We start from the raw sequence: 26,448 nt of genomic DNA on the forward strand, positions 1-26,448 counted from the left end.
GCGGGCGGTCAGGGCGCGATCGGCAGCCGGCGCTTGTGCTCGGTGGCCCGGTAGCGGCGCACGATGGTGTCGTACGCGGCCGGGTCGATGGCCTTCCCCTCCAGGAAGTCGTCGATCTGGTCGTACGTGACCCCGAGCGCGTCCTCGTCGGCCTTGCCGGGGCTCAGCGTCTCCAGGTCGGCCGTCGGCACCTTGCCGACCAGCTCGGCGGGCGCGCCCAGGCCGGCGCCGACGGCACGCACGCGCCGCTTGGTCAGGCCGGTCAGCGGTACGACGTCGGCCGCGCCGTCGCCGAACTTGGTGAAGAAGCCGGAGACCGCCTCGGCCGCGTGGTCGGTGCCGACGACGAGGCCGTTCTTGGCGCCCGCCACCGCGAACTGGGCGATCATGCGCTGCCTGGCCTTGATGTTGCCGTGTACGAAGTCCTGCTGGTGGGCGTCGCGGAAGGCGGTGCCACCGGCGATCAGGGCCTCCAGCGACGCGTCGCTCGCGCCCTTCACGTCGGCGGTGAGGACCTCGTCCGGCTGGATGAACTTCAGGGCGCGCTGGGCGTCCTGCTCGTCGGCCTGGGCGCCGTACGGCAGGCGCATCGCGTAGAAGGTGGCGTCGCCGCCGTTCTCGCGCACCCGCTCCACGGCGAGCTGGCAGAGCCGTCCGGCCACCGTGGAATCCACGCCTCCGCTGATGCCCAGCACCAGCGCGCGCAGGCCGGTGGAGGTGAGCTGTCCGGCGAGGAAGGCAACCCGCTTCTCGATCTCCTGCTGCGCGTCGAAGGACGCGCCGACGTGCAGATCCCGGGCGATCTCCTGCTGCTCGGACGTGGGCGCCTGGTCGGTCACGGTTGCTCTCCTCGGTCTGCGGTGTGGGTCTGAGGTCGGGGGCCGCCGGGGTGTCCCCGGGGGACACTCCGCACTCTAGGCGACGGGGGCGGTGCCCTGACCAGGGCATCCGGGCGACGTGTCGTCCGGCCGGCCCCTGTATCCGGCTGCCCCGCTCAGTGCTCGATCAATCCGCCGAGCGGGACCGGAGGGACGTGGCCGGAGGCCGGGGCGTTTCGTGCGAGGGCGAGGCCGGTGTCCACGAGGGAGGAGCGGGCGAGGCCCGGCACGCCCGCGAGGGGGATCCACACCGACTCGGCGGTCTCGCCGTCGGGCTCGGGGCGGAGGCGGCCGCCGGTGATGCGGACCCGGTAGAAGACGCCGACGTTGTGCAGTGCGGGCAGGCCCGGCGCACGGCGTTCCGCCGCCGGGACCGTGCGGGAGTCCACCCCGAGGAGGCGTACCACCTCGGCGGTGAGCCCGGTCTCCTCGGCGACCTCCCGTACGACGGCGTCCACCGGGTCCTCGCCGCCCTCGACCCGGCCGCCGGGGAGGGTCCAGACCTGGGTGCCGTCCGGCTTGACGGCGTGGGCGAGCAGGGCCCTGCCGTCCTCGATGCACACGGCGTACGCCGCAAGTCGCAAGTCCATGCCGGGAGGCTAACCCCACGCCCCGATTTCACTCGGCCGGTTCGAGCGGGCCGCCCGCCGGCGGGACGGCGTCCTCACCCCTTCGCCAGCACCACCGCCGCGTTGTGTCCGCCGAACCCGAACGACGTGCTGAGGGCGATCGGCTCCCGCAGGGCGCGCGCCCCGCCCCGGACGACGTCGATGTCCAGGGACTTGTCCGGCTCCGTCAGGCCCGCCGTCGGCGGCACCGTGCCCTCGTTCAGGGCGAGCACCGTCAGGGCCGCCTCGATCGCCCCCGCAGCGCCCAGCGTGTGACCGAGGGCGCCCTTGGCGGACGTCACCGGGGGGCGGTGCGGGAAGACGCGCCGCAGCAGGGCGCCTTCCACGGCGTCGTTGCGCGGCGTCGACGTGCCGTGGGCGTTGATGTGGCCGACGTCCCCGGGAAGGAGGGAGGCCTCGGCCAGCGCGGCCCGCACCGCGCGTTCCGCGCCCCGGCCCCCGGGGTCGGGGGCCACCAGGTGGTGGGCGTCGGTGGAGGCTCCGTAACCGATGAGGCGCGCGAGCGAGCGCGCGCCCCGCGCCCGGGCGTGTTCGGCGCGTTCCAGGACCAGCGTGCCGGCGCCCTCGGCGATCACGAAGCCGTCCCGCTCCGCGTCGAAGGGGCGCGAGGAGTGGTTCGACAGCGCACCGAGCTGGGTGAAGCCCGTGACGATGAGGCGGGTGAGGGGCGACTCCGCGCCGCAGACCAGGGCGATGTCGCACTGGCCCGAGGCCAGCAGGTCGCGGGCCGCGCCCAGGGCGGTCGTACCGGAGGCGCAGGCCGTGGAGAGGGCCACGGTCGGGCCCGTGACACCGAAGCGCAGGGCGATGGCGGCGGCCGCCATGTTGATCAGGTAGCCGGTGAGGAAGTACGCGGAGACGCTTCCCGGGCCCCGCTCGGCGAGGCGGGCGGTGGCCGCCTCCTCGGAGTGGACGCCGCCGGTGCTGTGGCCGGTGACGACCGCCACCCGGGACTCGTCCCATTCGGCGGGGTCCAGACCGGCCTGCTCCAGGGCCTGCGCGGTCGCGGCGAGGGCGAGGCGGGCGACGGGGTCGAGAGTGGCGGTGCCCCGTTGGCGCAGGACGGGGTGGTCGAACTCCGGGACCCGGCAGGTCAGCGACACCGGGAGGTCGCGCAGGCGCGGATCGGGCGCCGCGGTGGGGCGGCCCTCGCGGACCGCGGCCCAGGTGGTGTCCCGGTCGGGACCCGCGGCGGTGACCAGTCCGACGCCGGTCACCACCGGGGCGGACGCGGCGCTCATGCGCGCGTCCGCCGTTCGTCGACCCGGGAGACGAACTCGCCGAGGGTGAGGTCGCGGAGGTCCTCCTCGCCGAGCGTGACGCCCAGCTCGTCCTGGAGGGTGATGGCCATCTCGACGACCATGAGGGAGTCGATGAGGAGGGCCGACATCGGGGCGGTTTCCCGCACTTCGGCGGGGTCGGCCTCGAATTTCCCCACGAGAAGTCCGGTGACGATTTCCCGGGTGTTCCGGGAGTCCCGGGTTTCCAACTGTGCAGACGTACTCATGTCGCCCTTCCACGGGGTCATTTGGGAGTGGGAGCCGGTCTGGGACATTCGAGTTGATCTGGTGCTGTCGGGCACTGTATCGACAAGTCGCGGGCGACCCGCCGACATACTGGCCGCATTCCCTTACCGAGCTCTTGGACGTGAGGCGGGCCGACTGTGCAGGATGTGGTGGAGGACGTCGGCGACAAAGCGCTGCGCGGGTTGCTGGCGTGGCTGGCCGACAGTTATTTCCGGGCGGAGGTCTCCGGAACGGAGAACATTCCCGCGTCCGGTCCGGTGATACTTGTCGCCAATCATTCCGGAGCGTGGGCGCTCGACGGTTTCATCCTGAACGAGGTGCTGGAACGGGACCTGGCCAGGCCGATCGACATCATGGCGTCGAGCCTGGTGTTCCGGTTCCCCGTCGTCGCCTCGACCGCGCGCAAGGCCGGAGTCTTCGAGAACGACCCGACGGTGGGACTGGGCCGGCTGGCGGAGGGGCGGGCCGTGGCCCTCTTCCCCGAGGGTTTCTCGGGGGTGCGCAAATCCTTCCGGCAGAGATACCGGCTGCGCACTTTCAGCACGGGATTCGCGGTCACGGCGATGCGGGCCGGCGCACCGGTCGTTCCGGTGTCGATCGTGGGCGCGGAGGAGGCTTATCCGAAATTCGGTGAGGTGGATTTCCTGGCCCGGTTGGCCGGGCTGCCCTATTTCCCGGTCACCACGCTGCTGCCGCTGCCGTCGAAATGGCTGATCTCGTTCGGGGAGCCGATTCCCGTTCCCGCGCGGTCGCAGTCCTTCGCCGAACGGGCGGCCGCGGCCCGGTTGTTGTGCGACGAGGCGCAGGCGACGGTGCAGAAGATGGTGGACCGGGACCGGGCACGGCGCGCCTCGCCCTTCCACTGAGCGCCGCCGGTCCCGTCGCGCCCTTCGCCCCGGCCGCCCCCGGCGCACCGGCGGGTCCGGCTCCGTACCGCTCAACGAGCCAGCCGGCGCGCCGCGTTCCGTACGTCGGCGGCGGCGCGGCGGCAGCGTTCGGCGTGGTCGAGCAGGAGCATCCGGGAGCGTTCGCCGACGGCGTCGCGGTTCCAACCGCTGTCGCGGGCGCACTCGGCGAGCCGCCCGGCGTGCTCTTCGAGGCCGAGGGCGCTCTCCCTGGCCAGGGTGGCGTGGTGGGCGGGACCCCGGTCGCGCAACGGGGCGGGGCCGCGTTCCAGCACGAGCGGCTCGGCGGTGTCGAGAAGGGCGGTGACCAGCGCACGGGCGGTGAACACGGCCAGGTCCGCCGCCTCGCACGTCCCGGGCACCGCGCACAAGGAGGGCGCCGCTCCCCCGGGGCCCTCCGCCAGGTCGTTCAGCCAGGCGGTGGCACACAGGATGTCCGTGCCCGCCGCGATGGACACGTCCTGCCAGCGGAACGGCGCCAGCACCTCGTAGCTCGTCGCCCACCGGGGCGGGTGGCGGCGCAGCGCCTCCTCCACGGCGGCCTCGGCGCGCTCCGCCCCGGGCATCGGAGCCGTCACGGGCAGCGCGGGCCGGGCAGCGGGCCGGGCGGTGGGCCGGGCAGCGGCCAGGGCGAAGGCTTGGCGCGCGGTGTGCGTGGTGGCCCGGGTGAGCAGGTCGAGCATGTGCTCCACGGCCGCCGCGGTCTGCTCCTCCGGCAGGTCCGCCCCGTCCGCGAGGCCGCCGCCGGCGCGCAGGTACGGGGTGAGACGCCGGCGCAGCGCGGCGGCCCGGTCGGTGTGCTCGTGAGTGTCCGCGGAGCTGCCCGCCGCCGCCAGCAGGTCGCTGAGCAGGGTGTCCTCGGCGGCGGCCGCGCCCAGGACGACCCGGCGGGCCAGCCGCCGGGCGGCCGTGTCCCAGTCCTCCCGGGACACGGTGGCGTCGGCGTGCCGGGCGGCGAGCAGCAGCGCCGCCTCCTGCGCGGCGAGCGGGTGCACCTCGCCCAGGTACGACGGCGGCACGGGGAGGGCCGCGTGCGGGGCGACGGGGTGGCGGTCGCCGTCGGGGGTGAGGTGCTCGGCGCGGCCGAGCGCCCCCGCCTCGTGGGCGCGGGCCAGCAGGCCGGCGGCGTCGTCGGCGTCGAGCGGCGCGAGGCAGGCGCCGAACGGCGTGTGCAGCCGGACCGGGCGGCCCGAGGCGCTGTCCTTGAGGTGGGCCAGCAGTTGCCGGGTGAGGCTCTCGCGGGTGAACGGGGTCAGCCCGAGCGCGCGTGCGGGCGCGTCGATCCACGGAAAGCGCCGGGCGGCCAGGGCGGCGCCGAACAGGACGTTCTCCAGCGGCCGGGCGGTGGCGGGCCCGCGGGCCCCGGTCGGGTCGTCGAGCACGGTCATCGGGCGGCCTTTCGTGGCGTTCCAGGGATGAGCACGGGAGGTGAGGGGGTGTTCGCAAGCGGCCGGGTCGTACGGGCGGGACCGCCGGGGCCGCCTCGGTGCGGCTCGGGCCGCCGGCCGGGCGGGGTTACTTGTCGAGCAGCAGGTACGGCTGGTTGCCGACGATCTCGCCGTCGTACCGCCTGATCAGCGAGTTGACGTGCGCGCGGTGCTGCGGCATCGCGTTGCGCAGGGTGCCGGAGTACGACTGGGGCGCGTGGGACAGCGGATAGTCGTAGGTGTCGTCCAGCCAGGCCAGTTCGACCCAGTGCGCGGGGATGTCGTTGGGCGACGAGGGGCCGCGGCCGTCGAGGTTGGGGATGACGTCGTACTTGTTGACCAGGCTGATGACCTGTGTGTCGGGGTCGGCGGGCCGCTTGTTGTCGATGGGCGAGCCGACGGCGACGACATGGGTGAGCCGGTACGTGGAGACCAGGTCCAGGTCGGCCGCCAGGTTCATGGCGGTGATCCCGCCGAGGCTGTGGCCGACGATCATCAGGTCCGAGCCGACCGGGACGCCCGAGCGCAGCAGCAGTTGCTTCGCGGCGCGCGAGTACGTCGTGTCGGTGCGCAGCACGGCGTCGAAGGCGCCGACCACGTCCTGCGGGGTGCTGTTGCGCATCCGGCCGAAGCCGGTGCCGGGCAGCAGCAGGACGTGCCGTTCCGCGCCGTCGGCGCACCGGACGCGGCGCAGCAGGGCGAGGCCGTGGTTGCCGAGGGCGGCGATGTCGTCGATGTAGCTGACGATCTCGTTGCTGGAGCGGGCCAGGCAGCGTTCCAGGATGCGGTCGGGCCGGGCGCGCTCGGCCCGGCCGGGGCCGGGGTTGAGGTAGCGGATGAGCCCGGCGGGCAGCCCGAGGAAGGGGTCCGTGGCGGGGACGCCGCCGGCCAGGGTCACCCAGGCGAAGGCGTCGTTGGCGGGGTTCTGGTCGAGCAGGGCGATCAGCGCGAGCAGCTCCATGAGGACGGGGCTGACGGTGGTGAGGGTGCGGGTGACCCCCATGAGGTCGACGAGGCGGCGGGCGGCCCGGACCGCGTCGAGCCGCCGGCCCGCCACCAGTGCGTCGGTGAGTTCCTTGGCCAGGGGCTCGGCGAGGTTGGGGTGTTCGATGGCGGCGGCCTCGACGCGCATCGCGAACGCGTCGACGGCCATGGCGACGGGGGCCGGGCGCAGCCGTGCGAGAGCGAGGGCGGAGCGCGCGAACTCACCCAGAACGCCGCCGTTGACGGTGCCGCCGAGCCCGGCGGGGTTGGTGAGCGCCCTGGCGGTGGAGGCGAGGGCGCCGAGCGCCCAGAGGGGCCGCTTGAGCGCGTCGAGCCCGAGCCGCGGGCTGAAGGCGGCGGCGGTCATCTCGGCCCCGGCCTGCCGGGCGGCGAGCGCGGCTTCGGCGAGCAGCACGGAGGCCCTGACCAGGAGCTCGGGATCGGTGCTGCCCGGCGGCGGGTCCAGCGGGGCCTGCGGCACGGCGGGCGCGACCGTACCAACTCCGTCCGGCTTCCCGTCCGGGTGCGCCCCGTGCCGTACGCCGGTGTTCTCGCTGGCCGTACGGGTTGCCATCGCGGCCCCCTCTCTCCCTGTCGCGGTGTCTGTGCGCCCGTGCCGTGCGCGTGTCTCCCCGTACGCGTCAGCTCGTACCGGAGGAGGAGTTACGTTCCTACACACACCCGGACCACTCCACAGGAGCCACGCACACCCGGCAACGGGACGACACCCGTTCGGGGCACCCGGCCGTCCCGGGGGCCGTGCGTTCCGGCGGGGGGCGCCGGAGACGTGGAGACACCCTGCCCGTACGGTCACGTCCCGTACGGGCAGGGTGCGTTGAGGGGGTCCAGGGCTACGGGAGGCCGTGGACGTGGGGGCCGACCGCGTTGGACCAGGCGTTGCCGGCGGTGGCGTCCCAGTTGGTGGACCAGGTCATCGCGCCGCGCAGGGCGGGGTAGGTGCGGGCGGGCTTGAAGGAGCCGCAGCCGGTGCCCCGGGTGAGGCAGTCGAGGGCGCTGTTGACGATGGACGGGGACACGTAGCCACTGCCCGCGCCGCGCGGGGAGGCGGGGACGCCCAGGCCGACCTGGGAGGCGTCGAGACCGCCTTCGAGCTGGATGCAGGCCAGCGCGGTGAGGAAGTCGACCGAGCCCTGGCTGTAGACCTTGCCGTCGCAGCCGAGCATGGAGCCGGAGTTGTAGTACTGCATGTTGACGACGGTGAGGATGTCCTTCACGGCGAGGGCGGTCTTGAAGTACTCGGTGCCGGTGGACTGCATGTCGATGGTCTGGGGGGCCATCGTGAGGACCATGTTCGGGCCCGCCTTGGCGGAGAGCTGGCGCAGGGCCTTGGTCAGGTAGGTGGAGTTGATGCCGTGTTCGAGGTCGACGTCGACGCCGTTGAAGCCGTACTCCTGCATGAGCGCGTACGCGCTGTTGGCGAAGGCGGTGGCGGAGGCGTCGCTGTTGATCGTGACGTTGCCCTTCTCGCCGCCGATCGAGAGGATCACCGACTTGCCCGCCGCCTTCTTCGCGGCGATGTCCGCCTTGAAGTCGGCGACATTGGTGTAGCCCACCGCCGGGTCCAGGTTGAAGGTGATCTGGCCGGGCGTGGCCGTCGAGTCGGCGAAGGAGACGGCGATGATGTCGTACTGGGCCTGCACGTCGCGCAGCTTCTGGACGGTCGCGCCGTTGTTGAAGTTCTGCCAGTAGCCGGTCAGGGCGTGCCGGGGGACATTGGGGTTGGGGTTGGTGTCGCCCTTGGCGGTGCGGCCGCTGACAGTCGTCGACCTGGCGGATTCGCCCGCTGTGTTCACCGCGGTGACCTGGAAGTCGTAGGCGGTGTCGGGGGTGAGGCCGGTGACCGTCGTGGAGGTGCCGGTGACCGGCGGGAGCTTCGTGCCGCCCCGGTAGACGTGGTACGAGGTGGCGCCCGCGACGCCGGACCAGGTCAGGGTGAGGGAGGTCGAGGTGGGCGAGCCGACGGTCAGGCCGGTGGGGGTGGCCGGGATGCCGGGCTCGGGGTCGGGACCGCCGCCGCCGTCGGGACCGAAGACGGAGACGTCGTCGACGAAGTAGGCGGCCTGGCCGTACCAGCCGTGGGTGTAGACCGTGACGGACGTGGTGTTCGGGCCCGCCTTGAAGGTGGTGGTGAGCTGCTTCCACGCGGTGGAGCCGGGCGACCAGGTCGAGACGTCGGTGGTGCCGGTGCCGCTCGCGCCGAGGTAGGCGTAACCGCCCTGGGTCCAGGCGGAGAGGGTGTAGGTCGCGCCGGGCTTCACGGCGACGGACTGCGAGCAGCGGGCGTTGTCCTGGCCGGCGGGGGTGGCCTTGAGGGCGGCGGCGCCGGTGCGGACGGGGGTGCTGACGGAAGCACCGGCCGTACAGGTCCAGTTGGCGAGGCCCGACTCGAAGCCGGCGTTCTTCGCGACGTTGAGGTCGGCGGCCTGCGCGGTGGGGGCGGTGGCCATGCCGACGGCGGCGAGGGCGGCGGCGGTCAGGGCGGCGGTGAGGGTGGAGCGGCGGCGTCTGTGGGTGGGGGCGGGGGCGGGGGTGCGCTGGGGGTCCACGGGGAGCCTCCGGGGAGAGAGGTGTGGGGTGGGGGGTGGGGATACGGTGGCCACCGTTGGAGCAGCAATCTGGTCCAGACCAATGCGGTTGTCAAGACCTTTGGCGGAGGAGGGGAGTTGGGGTTCGGGGTGGACCCGCTCGTCTGCTGTGTTCTGGTTGCTGTTCCTGCCGGGGGCTCCGCCCCCGGGCCACCGTTCTGTGCCCCTGCCCCGCTCCTTCACCCAGAGCGCTCGCCGCGCGGCTTCGTGGGGGTTGTTCGCGCGGTTCCCCGCGCCCTTGAAGGGGCGCGGTGTGCCGTGCGGCTTCGTCGTGGCTGCTCGCGCTTCCCCGCGCCCCTGGCGGGGCGCGTCCCGTGCGGGTCAGAGGTGGCGGTGGAGGAAGGCGGACAGGGTCGTGGGGCTCTGGGGGCCCGTGAGGGTCACGGTGGGTTCCGCGTCGTGGAGCAGGACCAAAGTCGGGGCTCCGGTCACTCCGTACCGTTTCACCGGCAGCGGGCAGCGGGTGATGTCGGCCTTCAGGACCGTCAGGCGGCCCGCGAACTCGTCCGCCGCCTCCCCCACCACCACGTCCATCTCTTTGCACGCCTGCACCGCCTTCGGCCACGTCCCGCTGAAGTACGCGAGTACCGGGCCCTCCACCCTCGACAGGACGAAGTCGAACTCGGCGCTCTCCCTCGGCTGGTGCATCCTGCTGGCCACCGGTACTCCTCGTTTTCGTACGAACGCGTGTGCACCCCCATCATGGATGCCGTGCACCCTGAGAACGACCGCCCCGCCACCACCCGTGTCTTCGTCGCCCTCGCCCCTCCCGACCCGGCCAAGGACGAGCTGGCGCGGGCGCTCGGGCCCGCCTACGCGACGTACCCCCGGCTGCGCTGGAACCGCGTCGAGGACTGGCACCTCACGCTCGCCTTCCTCGGCGAGCAGCCCGCGGCGGCGGTGGACCTGCTGCGTCCGGCGCTCGCCGGGCTGGCGGCGGCCCGGGCCCCGCTGTCCTTCGCCCTGACCGGCGGCGGCCACTTCGACGAGCGGGTGCTGTGGAGCGGTGTCGAGGGCGACACCGACGCCCTCCAGGGGCTCGCCGGGGAGGTCAGGGCGCTGGTCAAGGGGTACGGGATCGCCTTCGAGGAGCGCCGGCTGCGGCCGCACCTCACGCTGGCGCGGGCCCGGCGGGACGACCCGGCGTCGGTGGCGGCGGTCGCCGCGTCGCTGGACGGGTTCGCCGGGCGGCCGTGGCAGGCGGCCCGGCTGCACCTGGTGGCGAGCAACTTCGGGCGCGGGCCGGGGCCGATCCGCTACCGGGACGTCGCGTCCTGGCCGTTCACCGGCCCGGCGGCCGGGCCCGTCAGTCGCTCTTGACCACCTTGCCCGCGTCCACCTTGTCGCCCGCCGAGTCCTTGGTGACCGAGTCCGGTATCTCCTTGTCCTCGCGCAGCGACTGCCAGAGCGTCGCCGACTGCTCCTTCAGCGGGACGACCCGGAACTCGTCCTTGGCGTCGTAGTCGATCGGCAGCGTGATCATCTTCATGTCCTTCGCGCCGATCCCGCCGAGCGCGTTGCCGAAGGACAGCAGCGAGGGCACCGAGCCCAGGCCCGAATCGGTGGTGACGGTGCGGGTGGCGGTGTCGGCCAGGTTGTACATCTTCTTGGGACTGCTGAACACCCCGACCTCCTTGACCTGCTCCATCAGCGCCTTGACGAAGGCCTGCTGGAGCTGGATGCGGCCCAGGTCGCTGCTGTCGCCGACGGTCTTGCGGGTGCGGACCAGGCCGAGGGACTGCTCGCCGGTCAGTCGGTGGGTGCCCGCGGCGAGCTCCAGCTTGCTCTTCGGGTCGTTGATGGCCCGGGTCGTGGTGAGGCTGACACCGCCGAGCTCGTCGATGATCTGCTTGAAGCCGCTGAAGTCGACTTCCAGGTAGTGGTCCATGCGGATGTTGGCGAGCCGCTCCACCGTCTTCACCGCGCACACCGGCCCGCCGATCTCGTAGGCCGTGTTGAACACCTGCCGTTCCGCCTCGGGGCGCAGCTTGCCGCTGTGGCTCTGGCACTCCGGGCGGGTCACCAGGGTGTCGCGGGGTATGGAGACCACGCTCGCCTTCTCGTGGCCCTCGTGGACGTGCACGACCATGGTGATGTCGGCGCGGGCACTGCCCACGTCCTTGCCGTACGCGCCGTTGGGGCCGCGGCGCGAGTCGGAGCCGAGGACCAGGATGTCCATCGATCCGTTGTCGACCTCGGCGGGGCGGTTGGTGCCGAGGGCGGCGTCGATGTCGACCTGCTTGAGATTGCCGTCGAGACTGAAGTAGATCCAGGCCAGCCCCGTGCCCCCGAGCGCCACCAGCGCGGCCAGCACCCACTTCAGCCTGCGGAACCGGCCGGCCGGCTTGCGCCTGCCCCGCCGGTTCGCGGCCCGGCCGCCACCGCCGCCCTGTGCGCGTCGGGCGGCGGCCCGGCCCTGGTAGGGCTCCGGCGGCGCGTCGCGGGGGGCGGGCTCGTCGTACGAGCGGGGACTGGGCGACGGCTGCGCGCGCCGGCCGCCGGACTGCTTCCGGCGTCCGCCGCCCGCAGCCCCGCGACTGCTCTTCCCTCTGTTCCCCATACGACCGTCAGCCCCTCACCGCTTGCCTCGTACCCCCTGCCATCACGGAATCAGGGTCGGAAAAATCGACAATTTGTCCGCGCCTGCCGTCAGGCGCTGCACGGTCAGACATACGAGGTGCTCGAAAGGTTGTACGGGATTTTCAACTTTCTTTGCGCGTGTTTGCCCTGGCGCTGACCTGCTGTTTCATCCTTCGTCACGTCCGTTTCACCGGTCGTCCCGTTCTTTTCGTCCGTCGTCGCGTCCTCCGGCCCGCCGCAGCGCCCTGGCGCGGGCCGCTTCGTGCGCCGCGCGCAGCAGCTCGGTCAGCGTGTCCGTCGTGCGGGCGGCCGGGTTGACGACGCAGAGCCAGCCGAGCTCCCCGTACACGGGGTGCGGCAGCACGACGTCGACGGCCGTGTGGTCGCGGGGCAGGGCCCGGGCCCGGGGTTCCTCGCCGGTGCAGGCGCGGAAGGTCGCGCGGTCGACGCGCACGTTGACCCGCAGGCGGCCGGGGGCGTCGAGGGCCGAGGCCGTGTCGCCCGGGTAGTCCTTCGTGACGACCGTGGCGTACGGCTGGACATGGCCGGGCACCCGCCCGTCGGGGGCGTAGTAGCAGAACGCGTCGCCCCAGGCCGGCTCCGGGGTGCCGTCGCCCTCGCGCGGTTCGAACACCAGGGATCCGGGAAGGGCGCGCACGGTGGCCAGGATCTGATCGATACTCGTGTCATCGGTCATGGTTCGAGTGTCGGCTTCAAGTGCTTGTGTGGGGTTCGGATGAGCGGTGACGGTCTGCGGACGGTCGACGTGGCCGTCGGGTCGGGGTACTCGGTGCAGCAGGTACGGAATCTGGAGCGGCTCGGCGTCATCCCGCCGGCGGTGCGCGCGCCCAACGGTTACCGGCGGTACGGGCCGCTGCACGTGCGGGCCCTGCACGCCTACCGCGCCCTCGCGGTGGCCGCCGGTCCCGTCGCCGCGCGGCGGCTGCTCACCGAGGCGTGGTCCGGCACCCTCGCCGAGGCCGCTGCCGCGATCGGCGAAGTCCACACCGCCCTGGCGCGGGACCGGGCCGACACGCTGCGCGCGCAGGAGGCCCTGCGGGTCATTCGGGACGAGGAGGAAACGTATGAAACGGACCATCTCGTCACCATGACCATCACGGAGCTCGCCGGGGCACTGCGCGTGCGGCCCTCGACGCTGCGGTTCTGGGAGGACGAGGGGCTCGTGCGGCCCGAGCGGGTGACCTCGCTGCGGGCCCGGCAGTACGGGCCGCGGGCGGTCGCGGCGGCGCGCATCGTGGCCGCCCTGCGCGGCGCCGGGTACGGCGTGCCCGTCGTACGGGAGGTGATGGGCGCGCTGGAGCGGCTCGACGGGCCGGGCTCGGCCCCGTACCTCCTGGGACGCCGGCTGGAGGACATCGCGGCACGGACGGTGGCCCTGCTGCGCGCGGGCGCGGACCTGGCCGCCGTGATCGAGTCCTCCCGCTGAACCCCCTTATGTCGTGTGCGCGTTGACGTGCACCGACATCAGGGCGATGTCGTCGTTGCCGTCCGGCGGGAACCTCTCCAGGAGGTACGCGCACAGGGCCTCCGGCGTGCGCGGGCCCTGGGCGTGGGCGGCGGCGAGCGCCGCGAGGGACTCGCGGATGTCCTGGCGGCGGCGCTCGATCAGGCCGTCGGTGACCAGGAGCAGTTCCGAGCCGGCCGGTACGGCCACGCGCAGCGCGGGCGGATGCGGCAGGCCGACCCCGAGCAGCGGCCCGTGCTCCTCCAGGAAGCGGGCCTCGCCGTCGGGGGTGCGCAGCAGGGGCGGCAGATGGCCGGCGTTGGCGACCTGCACGGTGTCGCTGTCGTCCTCCAGGAGCAGCACGCACAGGGTGACGGTGACGCCGGGCTGCGTGGTGCGCAGCAGCCGGTCCAGGAGGCGCAGTACGACATCGGGCGGGTGCCCCTCGGTCGCGTACGCGCGCAACGCGTGCCGCACCTGGCCCATCACCATCGCCGCGTCCAGGGAGTGCCCGGCCACGTCGCCCACGGCCACGACGAGACCGGTGGGGCAGACCAGGGCCTCGTAGAAGTCGCCGCCGATCTCGGTCTGCCGGCTGGCCGGGAGGTAGCGGACGGCGAGGTCGGCGCGGGTGGTGTCGGGCAGGAACTCGGGCAGGAAGCCGCGCTGGAGGGTGAGCGCGAGGGCGTGTTCCTCGCTGTAGGCGTTGAGCGCTTCGAGGGCGAGGGTGCAGGCGTGGGCGAGCTGGGCGAGGAGTTCCTCGTCGTCGAGCCCGGTGATGGCGGTGGCGGGAACGATCAGGTGGACGGGCGGGCGGGCCGGTTTGGCGCGGGCCGAGACGAGCGTGAGCAGGGGGTGCTCGGCCAGGGCGCTGGGCGCGGCGGGCCACTGGCCGGGGGCGAGGGTGCGCAGCCTGGCCCCGAGGAGCGAGGTGGCCGGGGGCGCGAGGGAGCGGTAGGCGGGCTGCTCCGTCACCCCGTGCGAGGCGATGCGCCCGGGGCCGGGCGGGGGGATCGCGCCTTCCGGCGAGGCGGAGGCGGCCGGCGAGGCGGAGGCGGCCGGCGGGGCGTCGGGGGGCGGCGGGGCGTTCGTGACCGGTGAGGCGTCGGAGGCCGGTGCGGCGCTGGTGGTCACTGATGTGTCGGCGACTGGTGATGCGTCGGCGGCCGGTGAGGCGGCGGTGTACGGCGCGCCCTGGGGCAGCGTCAGGGACACCGCGGCCGGCGTGCCGAGGAGTTCGGCGGCGCTGTCGGCCGCCGCCTGGGCGAGGGTGCGCGCGTCGGGGGCGCTGTAGAGGGCCAGGGTGGCCTGGTTGAGGCGGTGCAGGCGGCGGGCGAGGGCCTCGGCGCGGCTGCGGGCGCGGGCGTAGCGCAGGGTCGCGGTGACGGTGGCGAGCATCACGACGGGGGCGATGGGCTCGGTGAGGTAGGCGTCCGCGCCCCGGTTGAGGCCCTGGGTGCGGTCGGAGACCGTGATGGCCGACGCGGAGATGTGGATGACCGGGATGGTGGTGGTCCGCGGGTCGGCCTTGATCCGCTCGCACACCTCGAAACCCGTCATGTCCGGCAGCCGTACGTCGACGATGGCGACCTCGGGCAGCGGGTCGGACTCGCTGAGCACGGCGAGCGCCTGGGTGCCGTCAACCGCCTCCAGGACGCGGTGCCCGGCGCGCAGCAGCGTGGTGCTCACGACGTAGCGGTTGGTGGGGTTGTCGTCGACGACCAGGACCAGTGCGGGGGCGGCTTCGGAGGGATGTGTCATGCCGTGTCGGTCTCCTGCGCGGGAAAGCGGGGCGTGCCTTCGGTGGCCGGCGCCCGACGGGCCAGGGCCGCGGTGATGCGGGCCGGTGTGAGGTGCGTCTTGCCCAGGACCGCGCGGGCATGTGCGAGCCGGGTGCGGTCGATGTCGACGGGGTCGGACGCGGTGAGGACGACGACCGGCAGGCGGGCGGTCTCGGGGTCGGCGGCGAGCTGCTGGAGCACCTGGTAGCCGTCCAGGACGGGCATCATCAGGTCGAGCAGGACCGCCTGGGCCGCCGCGGCCTTCACCGTCCCCAGCACGGACGCGGCGTCGTGGATCTCGCTGATCTCGGTCACGTACGGAGCGATCCGCTCCAGGGTGGGGCGCACCGCGGTCAGGAACGCGCGGTCGTCGTCGATGACGACCAGGGAGTCCAGCAGGAGGCCCGCCGGCGCCGGGGCGTCGGGGCCGGGTCCGGGGAGCCGCGTCTGCGCGGGGAGCTCCACGGTGACCACGGTGCCCTCGCCCGGACGGCTGGTGAGGGCGAGGCGGCCGCCGAGGAGCTCGGTCAGTTTGCGGGCGTACGGCAGTCCCAGGCCGGTGCCGCTCCTGCCGCGCTGGTGCGGGCCGCGCACCTGGTAGAACTCCTCGAAGATCCGCTCCAGCTGGTCGGCGGGGATGCCGACTCCGGTGTCGCGGACGGTGAAGCGGAACCACGTCTCGCCGTCGCGGTCCTCGGTGTCCACGGTGAGGCGGACCTCGCCGTGATCGGTGAACTTCAGGCCGTTGGAGAGGATGTTGCGCAGGACGCGGGTGAGCATGACCTCGTCGGTGACCAGGTGCAGGCCCGGCGGGACGGCGGGGACGGCGAGGACGACGCCGGGCCGGGCGGTGCCCAGCAGGGTGCCGTGGAGCTGGTGGAGGAGAGTGGTGAGGTCGGTGGGGACCAGGAGGGGGTCCAGACGGCCGGACTCGGCCTTGGCCACGTCGAGGAGTTCCTCCACCAGGGCGAGCAGGGTGCTGCCGGAGGCGGCGATGAGGGAGACCTGGCGGCTCTGCTCGGCCGAGAGGGGTTCGGCGCCGGGGTCGAGCAGCAGGCGGGCGAGGGAGATGACGGAGTTGGCCGGGGAGCGCAGCTCGTGGCTGACGTTCGCCCAGAAGCGGGTGCTGGCCTCACCGGCGATTCTCAACTGCCGTGTCTTGTCCTCCAGTTCGGCGTAGAGGGCGACGACCCCGCTGTTGGTCTTCTCCAGCTCCTGGGCGAGCTCGGAGTACAGGGCGACGACGCCGCTGTTGGTCTCCTCCAGCTCCTGGTTGAGGCGCTGGAGTTCCTCCTGCTGCTGCTTGGACTCCTCCAGGGAGAGCAGGAGCTGCTGGTTCTGGGTGCGCAGGGCCTCGACCATGTCGACGTCGTCGGTGCGGTGCAGGGCGCCGCGGGCGTCCTCGGCGCGCTCGGCGAGAGGGACGTCGGTGGCGGGGAGGCGCTGGGCGAGGGTGACGGAGGTCGCGCCGCCGCGGGCCGGGCCGCCCTGCCCGGCCGGCGCCCCGCCGTGCCCCGTCGGGGCCGCGGCCCGGGTGTCCTCGGGGGCCGGGCCTTCCCCGGGAGCGTAACGGCACACGTCGAGCAGCCGGGTCGCCGCCGACACGAGCCCGGGCTCCAGCCGCCTGTCCCCGTGCCACCGCAACCGTACGACGAGCAACGCGTCCGTCGTGCCGCCGGGGCGCGGGGCCGGCGCGGTGCCGGGGTGACCGGCGCCCGGGGCCGGCGCGGCCCCGGGGTGCTCGACGCGCAGGGCCGCCGTGAGGCCGTCGGCACCCAGCAGGCTCTGGCCTATCTCGCTCAGCACGGTGACCAGCCGGGCCGAGCCCGCAGTGGAGAGGCCGAGCGCCTTGGCCGCGGCCTGCCCGGTGCGGCGCAGCCGGAACACGTCCTGCGCGGTCCCGAGCACGACCTCCAGCAGGTCGTGCCCGGGGTCCGGACGGTGGGGGCCGCCGCTCATGACGCGGGGGTGGTGATCACCACGATGCCCGCGTCGTCGCGCCGAACTCCTGCCTGGCCGAGGATCTGGCCGGCGATCATGACGGGCTGCCGGGTGAAGAGGCCCGGGAAGTCACCGGGCGCCCAGCGGTCCTTGAGGCCGTCGGAGTGCACGACGACGGTGGCGCCCGGCGGCAGCGGGGCGTCGAAGACGCGCAGCGAGGGCAGGTGGCTGCCCACGATGCCGGGCAGCGAGATCAGCGCGGTGCGCCGCTGCCCGTCGACGACGAACGCGCTGACGTTGCCCGCTCCGCACGCCTCGACCCGCCGGGCGGCGAAGTCGGCGGAGACCAGGCAGACGGCCGCGCCCCGGGTGCCGCGCAGCGCCAGGTGGATCTCCTGGAGGATGTCGCGCAGGCCGGTGCGGGTGCTGTTCTGGAAGACCTGGCGGGCGCGCTCGCTGGCCCGGGCGGCCAGGGGGCCGTGCCCGAGGCCGTCGCACATCATGGCCGTGACGCGGCCGGGGGGCCGTTCGCCGGAGAGGGCGGGGGTCTCGGCCAGGTCGGCCCTGGCCGCCCAGGCGTCGCCGCAGACCGTCTCGCCGCTGATCGGCCGGGTCAGCCCGGCGACGTGCCGGGCGGCGGCGCGGGCCGACCGGCTGCCGAGGTCGCCCGCGGCCGCCGGCGCCCAGAAGCGGGCGAGGACGAGGGTGCCGCGGCCGTCCAGGGAGTGCACGTCGAAGTCGTCGGAGAGCCGCGATATCGCCCCGAGCCCGATGCCGAGCGTGCCGCCCCCGGAGTGTCCGTCGCGCAGGGCGGCGTCGATGTCGGGGATGCCGGGGCCGATGTCGAGGGCCAGGATCTCCAGGGCCGCGCCGTCGGCGGCCCGGCTGACCCGCAGGATCAGCGAGCCGTCGTCGGCGTGCCGCAGCAGGTTGGTGGCGGCCTCGGTGGCGGCCAGCTCGATCCGGGCGACCCGGTCGGCGCTCATCCCCAGCCGGTGGGCGAGCGCCCCGGCCTCCCGGCGGGCGGACGCGGCCAGCGCCTCGCCCGCCCGGAGCCAGACGACGTCCTCCGCCGCGGAGAGCAGGGGAGCGTTCACCGTGCCCACTTCACGACGCTGACGGTGGTGCCCCGGCCGGCCGCGGACTCGATCTCGAACTCGTCCACGAGCCGGCGGGCGCCGCTGAGCCCGAGTCCCATGCCGTTGCCGGAGGTCCAGCCGTCGGTGAGCGCGAGATCCATGTCCGCGATTCCGGGGCCCTCGTCCTCGAAGCGTGCCCACACGCCTTTCCTGCCGCCCTGGACGACGACGGCGATGCGGGCCCGGCCGCCGCCTCCGTACAGCAGGGTGTTGCGTCCCAACTCGCTCGCCGCGGTGACCAGCTTGGTCTGGTTGACCAGGGAGAGCCCGGTGCGCTGCGCCTGGGTGCGGACGGCCTGACGGGCCTTGACCACGTCTCCGCTGGTGGTGATCAGGATCGTCTCCACCTGGCCGGCGTCGACGTCGTACTCCTTCACCTGATGGCCGTGGGGTTCTGGTTCAGACGCTTGATCTGCTCCATTCCCCTTTCGAGGGTGAGCGCGGTGCGCACACCGGGCAGCGAGAGGCCGAGCTCCACCAGGGTCATGGCGACGGCCGGGCGCATGCCGACGACGACGGTCTCGGAGCCCAGCACCCGGGAGATCGCGGCGATGGTGGCGAGCATCCGGCCGACGAAGGAGTCGACGATCTCCAGCGCGGTGATGTCGATGACGACGCCTTCGGCGTTGGTGTCGACAATGCGCTGGGAGAGGTCTTCCTGGAGGTCGAGGACCATCTGGTCCTCCAGGTCGGTCTGGATCGACACCAGCAGGATCTGGCCGATCTTGAGGACCGGCACGCGGTCGGTCACAGCAGGCCTTCCTTGCGGAGCGTCGCGGCCCCGTCGATCTCGGCGAGCGCGTCGTGCAGGGCGGCCGCGAGCGTCGCCTTGGTCGCGATGTCGCCGAACTCGATGCCGAGGGCCACGATGGTCTGCGCGATCTGCGGGCGGATGCCGGAGATGATGCACTGCGCGCCCATCATGCGGGCGGCGACGACGGTCTTCAGCAGGTGCTGGGCGACCTGGGTGTCGACGGCGGGCACCCCGGTGATGTCGATGATGGCGTGCGTGGAGTTGGAGTCCAGCAGCCCCTGGAGGAGCTTCTCCATCACGACCTGGGTACGGGCGGAGTCCAGCGTGCCGACGAGCGGCACGCCGAGGATGCCGTCCCACAGCTTGACGACGGGCGTGGACAGTTCGAGGAGCTGCTCGGCCTGCGAGGAGATGATCTCCTCACGGGTCTTGGAGTGCTCCTCGACGGTGAACAGGCCCAGGTCGTCCAGCAGCCGGGCGAGCTGGAGGTACGCGCGGGCGCCCTCCGGGGACGCGATGAGCGCCTCCTCCAGCACCTGCTTCAGCGAGAACACGCACACGGCGGTCTCGGTGGGCGTGAAGCCCTGGCGGGCCCGGTTGCGGGAGAGCTCGACCAGCAGGCTGCGGACCTCGCTGAAGTGCTCGGCCCGGCCGCTCAGTCCGCCCTGCTTGAGGGCGCCGACGAGGGCGCTGTAGATCTCGCTGAGCTCCTGGGCCGCCTCGGCGGCGCTCAGGCGGCCGCGCAGGGTGCCGCTGACGGAGCGGACCCAGCCCTGCACGAACTCGTCGCGCCGGGACTCCAGCAGGCCCACCAGCCCGATGGCGTCCTCGTCATTGGTCACGTATTCGGTCGTCACGCCCGTTGCACCCGCCCCACATCAGATTTTCACAACTCTTGTCGACAGTACGTCATGGTCGCGTATGTCCTTCTCGCTTTCGCGGGAGGGGGGCGCGCACAGCGGCACGTCCCCGGCCCGGTTACCGCCCGTTACCCGTGTGTTCCGCACGGGTGGAGCGTGACAGCGGTGACTGTCCGGCCGCCGCCGCCCCGTGACACCGTTCCAACCGTCAGCGGGACCGACGGCGAAGGAGGGCGCGTGAACAAGGGCTACGCCGTGTTCTGCGATGCGGACCGGACCTTCTACGACGCTCCGCACCGGATGGCACACGACGACCGGGGGGCACTGTACCCGGCGGCCACCGCGCCCGTTCCGGAGGGTTGGCAGCGGCACAGCACCGGCGACTGGCTGGCGCTGCGGCCGGTGGCGGCCCGGCTGCCCGCGCAGGGCTGGAAGATCCACGTCTCCGCCACCCTCGGCAACGCCGAGTCGGTTCTGGAGCGGGTGACGGAGTACTGCGTTCCGCGCCTCATCGCCTTCAAGTTCGTACCGAGCCGCTACCTGCTGCACACCCGCAACGCCAAGTACGCGGACCGGGGCGCCAGCGGCAAGTTCATCACGGTCTACCCCGCCGACGACGACCAGTGCGCGCGGATCGCCGCGGACCTGGACGCCCTGCTCGCCGGAGAGCAGGGCCCGTACGTCCTCAGTGACCTGCGCTGGAACCAGGGGCCCGTCCATCTGCGGTACGGCAGCTTCACCCGCCGGGACTGCTACGACGAGCGGGGCGAGCTGCGGCCGGCCCTGGAGAACGCCGACGGCGTCCTGGTGCCCGACGTGCGCGGGCCCGCCTTCCGGATGCCGGAGTGGATCGAGCCGCCCGCCTGGCTGCTCCCGCACCTGGCGGCGCGCGCCGCGGCGACCGTCGCGGACATGCCGTACCGCATCGAGACGGCCCTGCACTTCTCCAACGGCGGCGGGGTGTACGTCGGCACGGACACCAGGACCTGCGCGAAGGTCGTCCTGAAGGAGGGCAGGCCGCACGCCGGTCTCGCCGCCGACGGCGCGGACGCGGTGGCCCGGCTGGAGCGCGAACAGGACGCGCTGGAGCGGCTGTCGGGGCTCGACTGCACCCCGGAGGTGCTGGACGGCTTCGAACTCGGCGGACACCGCTTCCTGGTCATGGAGTTCGTCGAGGGCAAGCCGCTGAACTCCTTCTTCGCGCGCCGCCACCCGCTGATCGAGGCGGATCCGACGCCGGAACGGCTCGCCGAGTACACCGCGTGGGCGCTACGCGTGCACGGCCTGGTGACGGACGCGGTGGCCGCCGTGCACGCCCGCGGGGTGGTCTTCAACGATCTGCATCTGTTCAACATCATGCTCTCCGAGGACGAGTCGAAGGTCGTCCTCCTGGACTTCGAGGCCGCGGCCCCCGCCGCCGAGAACCGCCGCCAGACCGTCGCCAACCCGGCCTTCGTGGCGCCCGCCGACCGGCGCGGCGTCGACGTCGACCGGTACGCGCTGGCCTGTCTGCGCCTCGCCCTGTTCATACCGCTGACCAGCCTGCTGGCCCTGGACCGCACCAAGGCCGCCCACCTGGCCGAGATAACGGCTCGTCAGTTCCCGGTGCCAGAGGACTACTTGCGGGAGGCGGTCGACGAGATATGTCGCAGACCCGACGGTCCCGCCCTCGTCCCCGCACATCCCTACCTCCCCGTCCGGCCCGGCGACTGGCCGCACAGCCGCGACTCTCTCGCCGGGGCGATACGGGCCTGCGCGACCCCCGGCCGCGAGGACCGCTGCTTCCCCGGCGACATCGCCCAGTTCGCGGTCTCGGGCGGCGGGCAGAACGTCGCGAACGGAACCGCCGGCATCCTTTACGCCCTCCACGCGAGCGGCGCCGGACGCTTCGAGCCCGGTGAGGAGTGGCTCCTCGCCCGTACGAAGGAACCCGCGTCCGGCACCCCGCTCGGCTTCTACGACGGCCTGGCCGGCATCGCCTGGACCCTGGAGCACCTCGGCCACCGGGCCCGCGCCCTGGAACTCGCCGAACTGGCCCTCGCCCAGCCCTGGGAGGCCCTCGCCCCCGACCTGTACGGCGGGCTCGCGGGCCTGGGCCTGGCCCTGGACGCGCTCGGCGCCGCCACCGGTGAACGCGCCCTGACCGACGCCGCGCTGCGCTGCGCCGACCTGGTGGCGCGGCCGCACCGGGAACCCGCGCGGGCCGGGCTGCTGCACGGGGCGACCGGCGGCGCGCTGCTCTTCCTGCGCCTGTACGAGCGTTCCGGCGACCCGGGGCTCCTGGACCTCGCGGCCGGGGCACTGCGCCGGGACCTGGCCCGCTGCGTGCGCAGCGCGGGCGGAACGCTCCAGGTGAGCGAGGGGTGGCGGACGATGCCGTACCTCGGGGCGGGGAGCGTCGGCATCGGCATGGTGCTCGACGACTACCTCGCGCACCGCGCCGACGCGGACTTCGAGCGGGCCCGCCGGGACATCGTCGCCGCCGCGCAGGCCACCTTCTACGCCCAGCCGGGACTGTTCCGGGGTGCGGCGGGGATGGTGCTGTACCTCAGCCGCACCTCGGCCCCCGGGCCCGGCACGGACCCCGCCGACGTGCGCCGCCAGATCGACGCGCTGGCCTGGCACGCCGTGCCGCACCAGGGCCGGCTGGCCTTCCCCGGCGAGCAGATGATGCGCCTGTCCATGGACCTGGCCACCGGCGCCGCCGGCTGCCTGCTCGCCCTGGCCGCCGCGTGCGAGGAGCCGCCCGGCTCGCTCGCGGCGCGGCTGCCCTTCCTGCCGCCGCTTCCGGCGGCCCCAGAGCCGGCCCCTTCCGGGGCCGTACCAGAAGAAGACCGTCCCCAGTGAGAGGAACAGTCATGAGCATTCTTGACCTCCAGTCCATGGAGACCCCGAAGGACGAGGCGATCGGTGACACGGAGCTCACCGGCAGCCGCGCGAGCCTGCTTCTCTGTGGTGACAGCAGCCTCAGCGTGACCACCTGCAACTAGCGGGGTGACGGCCGGGGGGACCGTGCACGGTCCCCCCGGCCCGACCGTTGTCCGTGGCCCGAGGGCCGCTCGGGCGCGGTGCGGGGTGAGGTATCGGTACCCGGCGCCGGTTCCGCGCGGTTCGCCTGCGGGCGCGTTGTGGTCGCTCGCGCGGTTCCCCGCATCCCTTCGCACGGCGCGGGGAACCGCGGGCTCGGCCGCGTGCCGAGCGCTTCCGGCGACGGGGCGGGGCCGGGGCGGGAGCACCCCGGGGCCGGGTGCGGCACGGGGCAGCGCCTCACCGCTGCCGCCCCCGCGACCGCGCCGAGCGCACCCCCTCCCGGCGACCGAAGGAGCCCCCGTGCCGCCCGCCAGGGCCATCGCCCCACCCGACCGCCTCCTCCTCGCCGCGACCCGTCACACCCGCGCCCCCGCCGGCGCCCTCTTCCTCGCCTCCGCCCTGTCCGGCGCCGCGGCCCTCGCCCTGCCTGCCGTCGTCGGCCGCACCCTCGACCTGCTGCTCGCCCGTGACAGTGCCGGCGGGCGGTGGCTGACCCTGTGCGCGGTACTCGTGGCGGGCCAGGTCCTGGCCGAGGCCGCGGAGGCCCTGTGTTCCGGGACCGCCCAGGCCCGGGCGACGGCCTGGCTGCGCGGCCGCACCCTGGCCCGGCTGCTCGACGCCACCCCGCGCGCCGCCGCCCGTTTCCCGCCCGGCGACACCGCGACCCGGCTGTCCGCGAACGCCACCGAGGCGGGCGCCGCGCCCGGTGCCGCCGCGGCCCTGGCGGCCTCCCTGATCGCACCGGTGGGCGGCCTGGTGGCGCTGGCCCTGATCGACCCGTGGTGCGCCCTGGCCTTCGCGGCGGGCCTGCCCCTCCTCCTGCTCCTGCTGCGCGCCTTCGCCGCCGGTTCCTCCGACAGCGTGGCCCGCTACCAGCGGGTGCAGGCGGCCCTCGCCTCCCGGCTCGCGGAGGCGCTGACCGGTGCGCGCAGCATCGCCGCCGGGGGGACTGTCGCGCGCGACCGTGCCCGCGTTCTGGCTCCGCTGCCCGAACTGGGCGTCCAGGGGCGGCGGATGTGGCGGGTCCACGGCCGGGCGGTGGCCCGCAGCACCGTCCTGCTGCCCCTGCTGATCACCGCCGTCACGGCCGTCGCGGGCCTCGGCGTGGTCTCCGGCCGGCTGACCGTCGGCGACCTCCTCGCGATTTCCCGGTACGCGGCCCTCGCCGCCGGAATCGGCACGGTGGCCTCCTTCCTCGGCACCCTGATCCGCGGCCGGACCGCCGCCCGTCGGCTCGGCGACCTCCTCGCGCTGCCCCCGCTCGGCTCCGGCACCCGGACCCTCCCGCCGGACGGCCCCGGCACGCTCCACCTCGTGGGCGTGAACGTGGCGCTGGACGGCGCGCCCGTCCTCACCGACGTCTCCCTCACCCTCCCCGGCGGCACGACGACGGCCGTGGTCGGCCGCTCCGGTTCCGGCAAGTCGACGCTGGCGGCGGTGGCGGGCCGGCTCTGCGCGCCGGACTCCGGCACCGTACTGCTGGACGGCGTGCCCCTGGCGGAGATCGAGGCGCGGGAACTGCGCCGGGAGGTCGGGTACGCCTTCGAGCGGCCGGCGCTCTTCGGCGCGACCCTGGGCGAGGCGCTGGCCTCGGGCGCGCGCCGGGCGACGCCCGCGGAGGTGGTGGCGGCGGCCCGGGCGGCGGGTGCGGACGATTTCCTGCGGCTGCTCCCGGACGCGTACGACACTCCGCCCGCAGCCGCTCCCCTCTCGGGCGGTGAGCACCAACGCCTGGGCCTGGCACGGGCGTTCGCGCACGCGGGCCGACTGCTGATCCTGGACGACGCGACGTCCAGCCTGGACACGGCGACGGAGCGCCGCATCGAGGAGGCGCTGTCCCGGGACGTCGGCCCGGGCACGCGCCTGGTGGTCGCCCACCGGCTCTCGTCGGCCGCCCGGGCGGACCTGGTGGTGTGGCTGGAGGCGGGCCGGGTGCGGGCGGTGGGCCCGCACGAGGCGCTGTGGGACCGGCCGGACTACCGGCGGGTGTTCGCGGTGACCGGGGAGGCCGAGCGGCCCCGGGGGCCCGAGCAGGCCCGGGGGCCCGAGCAGGCCCGGGGGCCCGAGGACCACGAGGTCTCCGGGGCGTCCGGGGAAGCTCCGGCATGAGCGGCCCCCGGGCGGGCGGCCCCGCCGACGCCGCTTCCCGCACCCGCCTGCGCGCGGACGCCCGCCGCTTCCTGGCCCGGCACCGGTTCGTCCTGGTCCGCCTCACCGGCTGGTCGCTCGCCGAGTCGGCGCAGACCTTCCTGGGCGGCTACTGCCTGGCCCAGGCCCTGGACCGGGGCTTCCTCGCCGGACGCGCCGGGATCGGCCTGGCCTGGCTGGCCGTGGCGGTGCCGGCGATCCTGGCCGGGGGGCCCGTCACGCGCGGTGTCTTCGCCCAACTGGCCGGCCTGGTCGAGCCGTTCCGGGACGGGCTGGTCCGCCGGGCCGTCGACCAGGCCCTCCGGACGGCGACGGGCGCACGCGACGGCACCGCCGGTCCTGTCCCGGCCGCCCCGGGCCCGCCCGCCCCGGCCAGGGTCGCCCCCGGCCCAGCCACCCCGGGGACAGCCGTGTCCCGGGTCTCCCAGCAGACCGAGATCGCCCGGGACAGCTTCGCGGGGCTGGTGCTGACCGCCCGGTCCTTCGTCTTCACGGCGGTCGGCGCGCTCGCCGGGATGTTCGCCCTGGCCCCGGAACTCCTGCTGGTCACCGTGCCTCCGCTGTTCCTCGGCCTCGGTCTGTTCCTCGCCACGCTGGGGCCGATGGCCCGCGCCCAGCGGGCGGCGCTGGACGCGGAGGAGGCGTACACCGACCAGGTGCGGGCGGCGGCGGCCGGGCTGCGCGACGTGGCGGCCTGCGGCATCGCGGACCAGGTCGGCGCGGCCGCGACCGCTTCGGCCGACGCCGCGGCCCGGGCGGCACGGGTGCTGGCCCGGTGGGCCGCCCTGCGGACGGTCGCACTCGGCGTCGCCGGACAACTGCCCCCGCTGCTGCTGCTGTTGGCGACCCCCTGGCTGCTGGACCGAGGGCTGGGGGCGGGCGTGCTGACCGGGGCGCTCACCTACCTCGTCCAGGCGCTGCTGCCCGCCCTGCACACGCTGATGACCGCCCTCGGCGCGGCGGGCACCCGGCTGCTGGTCGTCCTGGACCGGTTCGCCGACCCCGCGCCCCCGGGCGGCCCCGCGCAGGGGCCGGACCCCCGGACCCCTGCGAAGTCTCCGCAGGCGTCCCCCGAGCCCGGGACGCCCTCCCCGTCCCGCCGTCCCCCGCCCGCCGCCGAGCTGCACGGCGTGACCCTCGCCTACGGCCCCGGCGCGCGCCCCGTCCTCGACGGCCTGTCCCTGACCCTCGGCGCCGGCGAGCACCTCGCCGTGGTCGGGCCCAGCGGCATCGGGAAGTCCACCCTGGCCAACGTCCTCGCCGGGCTGCTCGTCCCCGACCGGGGCTCGGTGCTGCTCGCCGGACGGGCCGTGTGCGGCTCCGCCCAGCGCGCCCTGGTCCCCCAGGAGGCGTACGTCTTCACCGCCACCCTCCGCGAGAACCTCACCCACCTGCACCCGGGCGCGGCCCCGGCCGAGGTGGCGGCGGCCGTCGACGCGCTCGGTCTCGGTCCGCTGGCCGCGCGGATCGGCGGACTGGACGCGGTCGTCGACCCCGGACAGCTCTCGGCGGGCGAGCGGCAGTTGGTGACGCTCGCGCGGGCCCACCTCTCCCCCGCCCCGCTCCTCGTGCTCGACGAGGCGACGTGCCATCTCGACCCCGCGGCGGAGGAACGCGCCGAGCGGGTGCTGGCCGACCGGCCCGGGGCCCTGGTCGTGGTGGCGCACCGGATGACCTCCGCGCTGCGGGCCGACCGGATTCTCGTACTGGACGGCACCAGGGCGCAGTGCGGAACCCATGACGAGCTGCTGCGGCAGTCCGGCCTCTACCGCGACCTGACGGGCCGGAAGCCGGA

At 74.3% G+C, this 26,448-nt stretch carries 22 protein-coding genes and 1 pseudogene; 7 read left to right on the forward strand and 16 right to left on the reverse strand.

Annotation, left to right across the window (positions count from 1 at the left end):
• Nucleotides 1-8 precede the first annotated feature (8 nt).
• The 4 genes from nadE to ACZ56L_RS09660 form a co-directional block, all read right to left on the reverse strand.
• Nucleotides 9-839 (reverse strand): ammonia-dependent NAD(+) synthetase, encoded by an 831-nt coding sequence (gene nadE, locus ACZ56L_RS09645; RefSeq protein WP_345219389.1) that lies wholly within the window; start codon nucleotides 837-839, stop codon nucleotides 9-11.
• A 155-nt stretch (nucleotides 840-994) separates the two neighbouring features.
• A complete protein-coding gene (locus ACZ56L_RS09650; RefSeq protein ID WP_345219388.1) occupies nucleotides 995-1,468 on the reverse strand; it encodes an NUDIX hydrolase in 474 nt (157 codons plus the stop codon).
• 74 nt (nucleotides 1,469-1,542) lie between these two features.
• Nucleotides 1,543-2,748, reverse strand: a complete 1,206-nt coding sequence (locus ACZ56L_RS09655) for a beta-ketoacyl-[acyl-carrier-protein] synthase family protein (RefSeq protein ID WP_471062908.1) — start codon at nucleotides 2,746-2,748, stop codon at nucleotides 1,543-1,545.
• On the reverse strand, nucleotides 2,745-3,014 hold the full coding sequence (locus tag ACZ56L_RS09660) for an acyl carrier protein (protein WP_471062909.1): 270 nt from the start codon (nucleotides 3,012-3,014) through the stop codon (nucleotides 2,745-2,747). Before ACZ56L_RS09660 ends, ACZ56L_RS09655 begins: the two co-directional genes overlap by 4 nt.
• A 165-nt stretch (nucleotides 3,015-3,179) precedes the next feature.
• On the opposite strand from ACZ56L_RS09660, the gene ACZ56L_RS09665 reads away from it, so the two are divergent.
• A complete protein-coding gene (locus ACZ56L_RS09665) occupies nucleotides 3,180-3,899 on the forward strand; it encodes a lysophospholipid acyltransferase family protein (RefSeq protein WP_471062910.1) in 720 nt (239 codons plus the stop codon).
• Between the two features lie 71 nt (nucleotides 3,900-3,970).
• Here ACZ56L_RS09665 and ACZ56L_RS09670 read toward each other — a convergent pair whose 3' ends face one another.
• From ACZ56L_RS09670 to ACZ56L_RS09685, 4 genes are all read right to left on the reverse strand, one after another.
• Nucleotides 3,971-5,326 (reverse strand): hypothetical protein, encoded by a 1,356-nt coding sequence (locus tag ACZ56L_RS09670; protein ID WP_471062911.1) that lies wholly within the window; start codon nucleotides 5,324-5,326, stop codon nucleotides 3,971-3,973.
• Nucleotides 5,327-5,453: 127 nt separating this feature from the next.
• On the reverse strand, nucleotides 5,454-6,923 hold the full coding sequence (locus ACZ56L_RS09675) for a lipase family protein (protein WP_471062912.1): 1,470 nt from the start codon (nucleotides 6,921-6,923) through the stop codon (nucleotides 5,454-5,456).
• A gap of 277 nt (nucleotides 6,924-7,200) precedes the next feature.
• Nucleotides 7,201-8,916 (reverse strand): chitinase, encoded by a 1,716-nt coding sequence (locus ACZ56L_RS09680; RefSeq protein ID WP_471062914.1) that lies wholly within the window; start codon nucleotides 8,914-8,916, stop codon nucleotides 7,201-7,203.
• A 360-nt stretch (nucleotides 8,917-9,276) separates the two neighbouring features.
• Nucleotides 9,277-9,615, reverse strand: coding sequence for a thioredoxin family protein (locus ACZ56L_RS09685; protein WP_471062916.1), 339 nt, complete (start codon nucleotides 9,613-9,615; stop codon nucleotides 9,277-9,279).
• Nucleotides 9,616-9,657: 42 nt separating this feature from the next.
• On the opposite strand from ACZ56L_RS09685, the gene thpR reads away from it, so the two are divergent.
• Complete coding sequence (thpR, locus tag ACZ56L_RS09690) at nucleotides 9,658-10,275, forward strand: RNA 2',3'-cyclic phosphodiesterase (protein WP_471062918.1); 618 nt, start codon at nucleotides 9,658-9,660, stop codon at nucleotides 10,273-10,275.
• Here thpR and ACZ56L_RS09695 read toward each other — a convergent pair.
• Both ACZ56L_RS09695 and ACZ56L_RS09700 read right to left on the reverse strand, forming a co-directional pair.
• Nucleotides 10,262-11,515 carry an LCP family protein gene (locus ACZ56L_RS09695; protein ID WP_345219380.1) on the reverse strand — a complete coding sequence of 418 codons (1,254 nt, stop codon included), beginning with the start codon at nucleotides 11,513-11,515 and terminating at the stop codon, nucleotides 10,262-10,264. The genes thpR and ACZ56L_RS09695 overlap by 14 nt on opposite strands.
• A 207-nt stretch (nucleotides 11,516-11,722) precedes the next feature.
• A complete protein-coding gene (locus tag ACZ56L_RS09700) occupies nucleotides 11,723-12,214 on the reverse strand; it encodes a DUF6194 family protein (RefSeq protein WP_471063807.1) in 492 nt (163 codons plus the stop codon).
• A 57-nt stretch (nucleotides 12,215-12,271) separates the two neighbouring features.
• On the opposite strand from ACZ56L_RS09700, the gene ACZ56L_RS09705 reads away from it, so the two are divergent.
• Nucleotides 12,272-12,982: a MerR family transcriptional regulator gene (locus ACZ56L_RS09705; RefSeq protein WP_471062920.1), complete on the forward strand. Its 711-nt coding sequence runs from the start codon at nucleotides 12,272-12,274 to the stop codon at nucleotides 12,980-12,982.
• A gap of 6 nt (nucleotides 12,983-12,988) precedes the next feature.
• Here ACZ56L_RS09705 and ACZ56L_RS09710 read toward each other — a convergent pair whose 3' ends face one another.
• The 6 genes from ACZ56L_RS09710 to ACZ56L_RS09735 are packed head-to-tail and all read right to left on the reverse strand — an operon-like array spanning nucleotide 12,989 to nucleotide 19,457.
• Nucleotides 12,989-14,761, reverse strand: a complete 1,773-nt coding sequence (locus tag ACZ56L_RS09710) for a SpoIIE family protein phosphatase (RefSeq protein WP_471062922.1) — start codon at nucleotides 14,759-14,761, stop codon at nucleotides 12,989-12,991.
• Nucleotides 14,758-16,740: a hybrid sensor histidine kinase/response regulator gene (locus ACZ56L_RS09715; RefSeq protein WP_471062924.1), complete on the reverse strand. Its 1,983-nt coding sequence runs from the start codon at nucleotides 16,738-16,740 to the stop codon at nucleotides 14,758-14,760. Before ACZ56L_RS09715 ends, ACZ56L_RS09710 begins: the two co-directional genes overlap by 4 nt.
• Nucleotides 16,737-17,819, reverse strand: coding sequence for an ATP-binding SpoIIE family protein phosphatase (locus ACZ56L_RS09720; protein WP_468685187.1), 1,083 nt, complete (start codon nucleotides 17,817-17,819; stop codon nucleotides 16,737-16,739). Before ACZ56L_RS09720 ends, ACZ56L_RS09715 begins: the two co-directional genes overlap by 4 nt.
• The gene (locus tag ACZ56L_RS09725; RefSeq protein WP_468685189.1) at nucleotides 17,816-18,238 is read right to left on the reverse strand and encodes an anti-sigma regulatory factor; all 423 of its coding nucleotides are present in this window, start codon (nucleotides 18,236-18,238) and stop codon (nucleotides 17,816-17,818) included. Before ACZ56L_RS09725 ends, ACZ56L_RS09720 begins: the two co-directional genes overlap by 4 nt.
• Entirely contained in the window at nucleotides 18,235-18,612 is a 378-nt protein-coding gene (locus tag ACZ56L_RS09730) for an STAS domain-containing protein (protein WP_345219374.1), read from the reverse strand. The genes ACZ56L_RS09725 and ACZ56L_RS09730 overlap by 4 nt, the downstream gene beginning before the upstream one ends.
• The gene (locus ACZ56L_RS09735; protein WP_468685767.1) at nucleotides 18,609-19,457 is read right to left on the reverse strand and encodes an STAS domain-containing protein; all 849 of its coding nucleotides are present in this window, start codon (nucleotides 19,455-19,457) and stop codon (nucleotides 18,609-18,611) included. The genes ACZ56L_RS09730 and ACZ56L_RS09735 overlap by 4 nt, the downstream gene beginning before the upstream one ends.
• A 255-nt stretch (nucleotides 19,458-19,712) precedes the next feature.
• Here ACZ56L_RS09735 and lanKC point away from each other — a divergent pair, with 255 nt between their 5' ends.
• The 4 genes and pseudogenes from lanKC to ACZ56L_RS09755 form a co-directional block, all read left to right on the forward strand.
• Entirely contained in the window at nucleotides 19,713-22,322 is a 2,610-nt protein-coding gene (gene lanKC, locus ACZ56L_RS09740; RefSeq protein ID WP_471062927.1) for a class III lanthionine synthetase LanKC, read from the forward strand.
• Nucleotides 22,323-22,333: 11 nt separating this feature from the next.
• The gene (locus ACZ56L_RS09745) at nucleotides 22,334-22,465 is read left to right on the forward strand and encodes a SapB/AmfS family lanthipeptide (RefSeq protein ID WP_345219372.1); all 132 of its coding nucleotides are present in this window, start codon (nucleotides 22,334-22,336) and stop codon (nucleotides 22,463-22,465) included.
• A 340-nt stretch (nucleotides 22,466-22,805) separates the two neighbouring features.
• Entirely contained in the window at nucleotides 22,806-24,614 is a 1,809-nt protein-coding gene (locus ACZ56L_RS09750; RefSeq protein WP_471062929.1) for an ABC transporter ATP-binding protein, read from the forward strand.
• A pseudogene (locus ACZ56L_RS09755) lies at nucleotides 24,611-26,437 on the forward strand (ATP-binding cassette domain-containing protein); the annotation flags it as partial. The gene ACZ56L_RS09750 and the pseudogene ACZ56L_RS09755, both read left to right, overlap by 4 nt.
• Nucleotides 26,438-26,448 lie beyond the last annotated feature (11 nt).

This window comes from Streptomyces sp. NPDC039736, assembly GCF_055596485.1.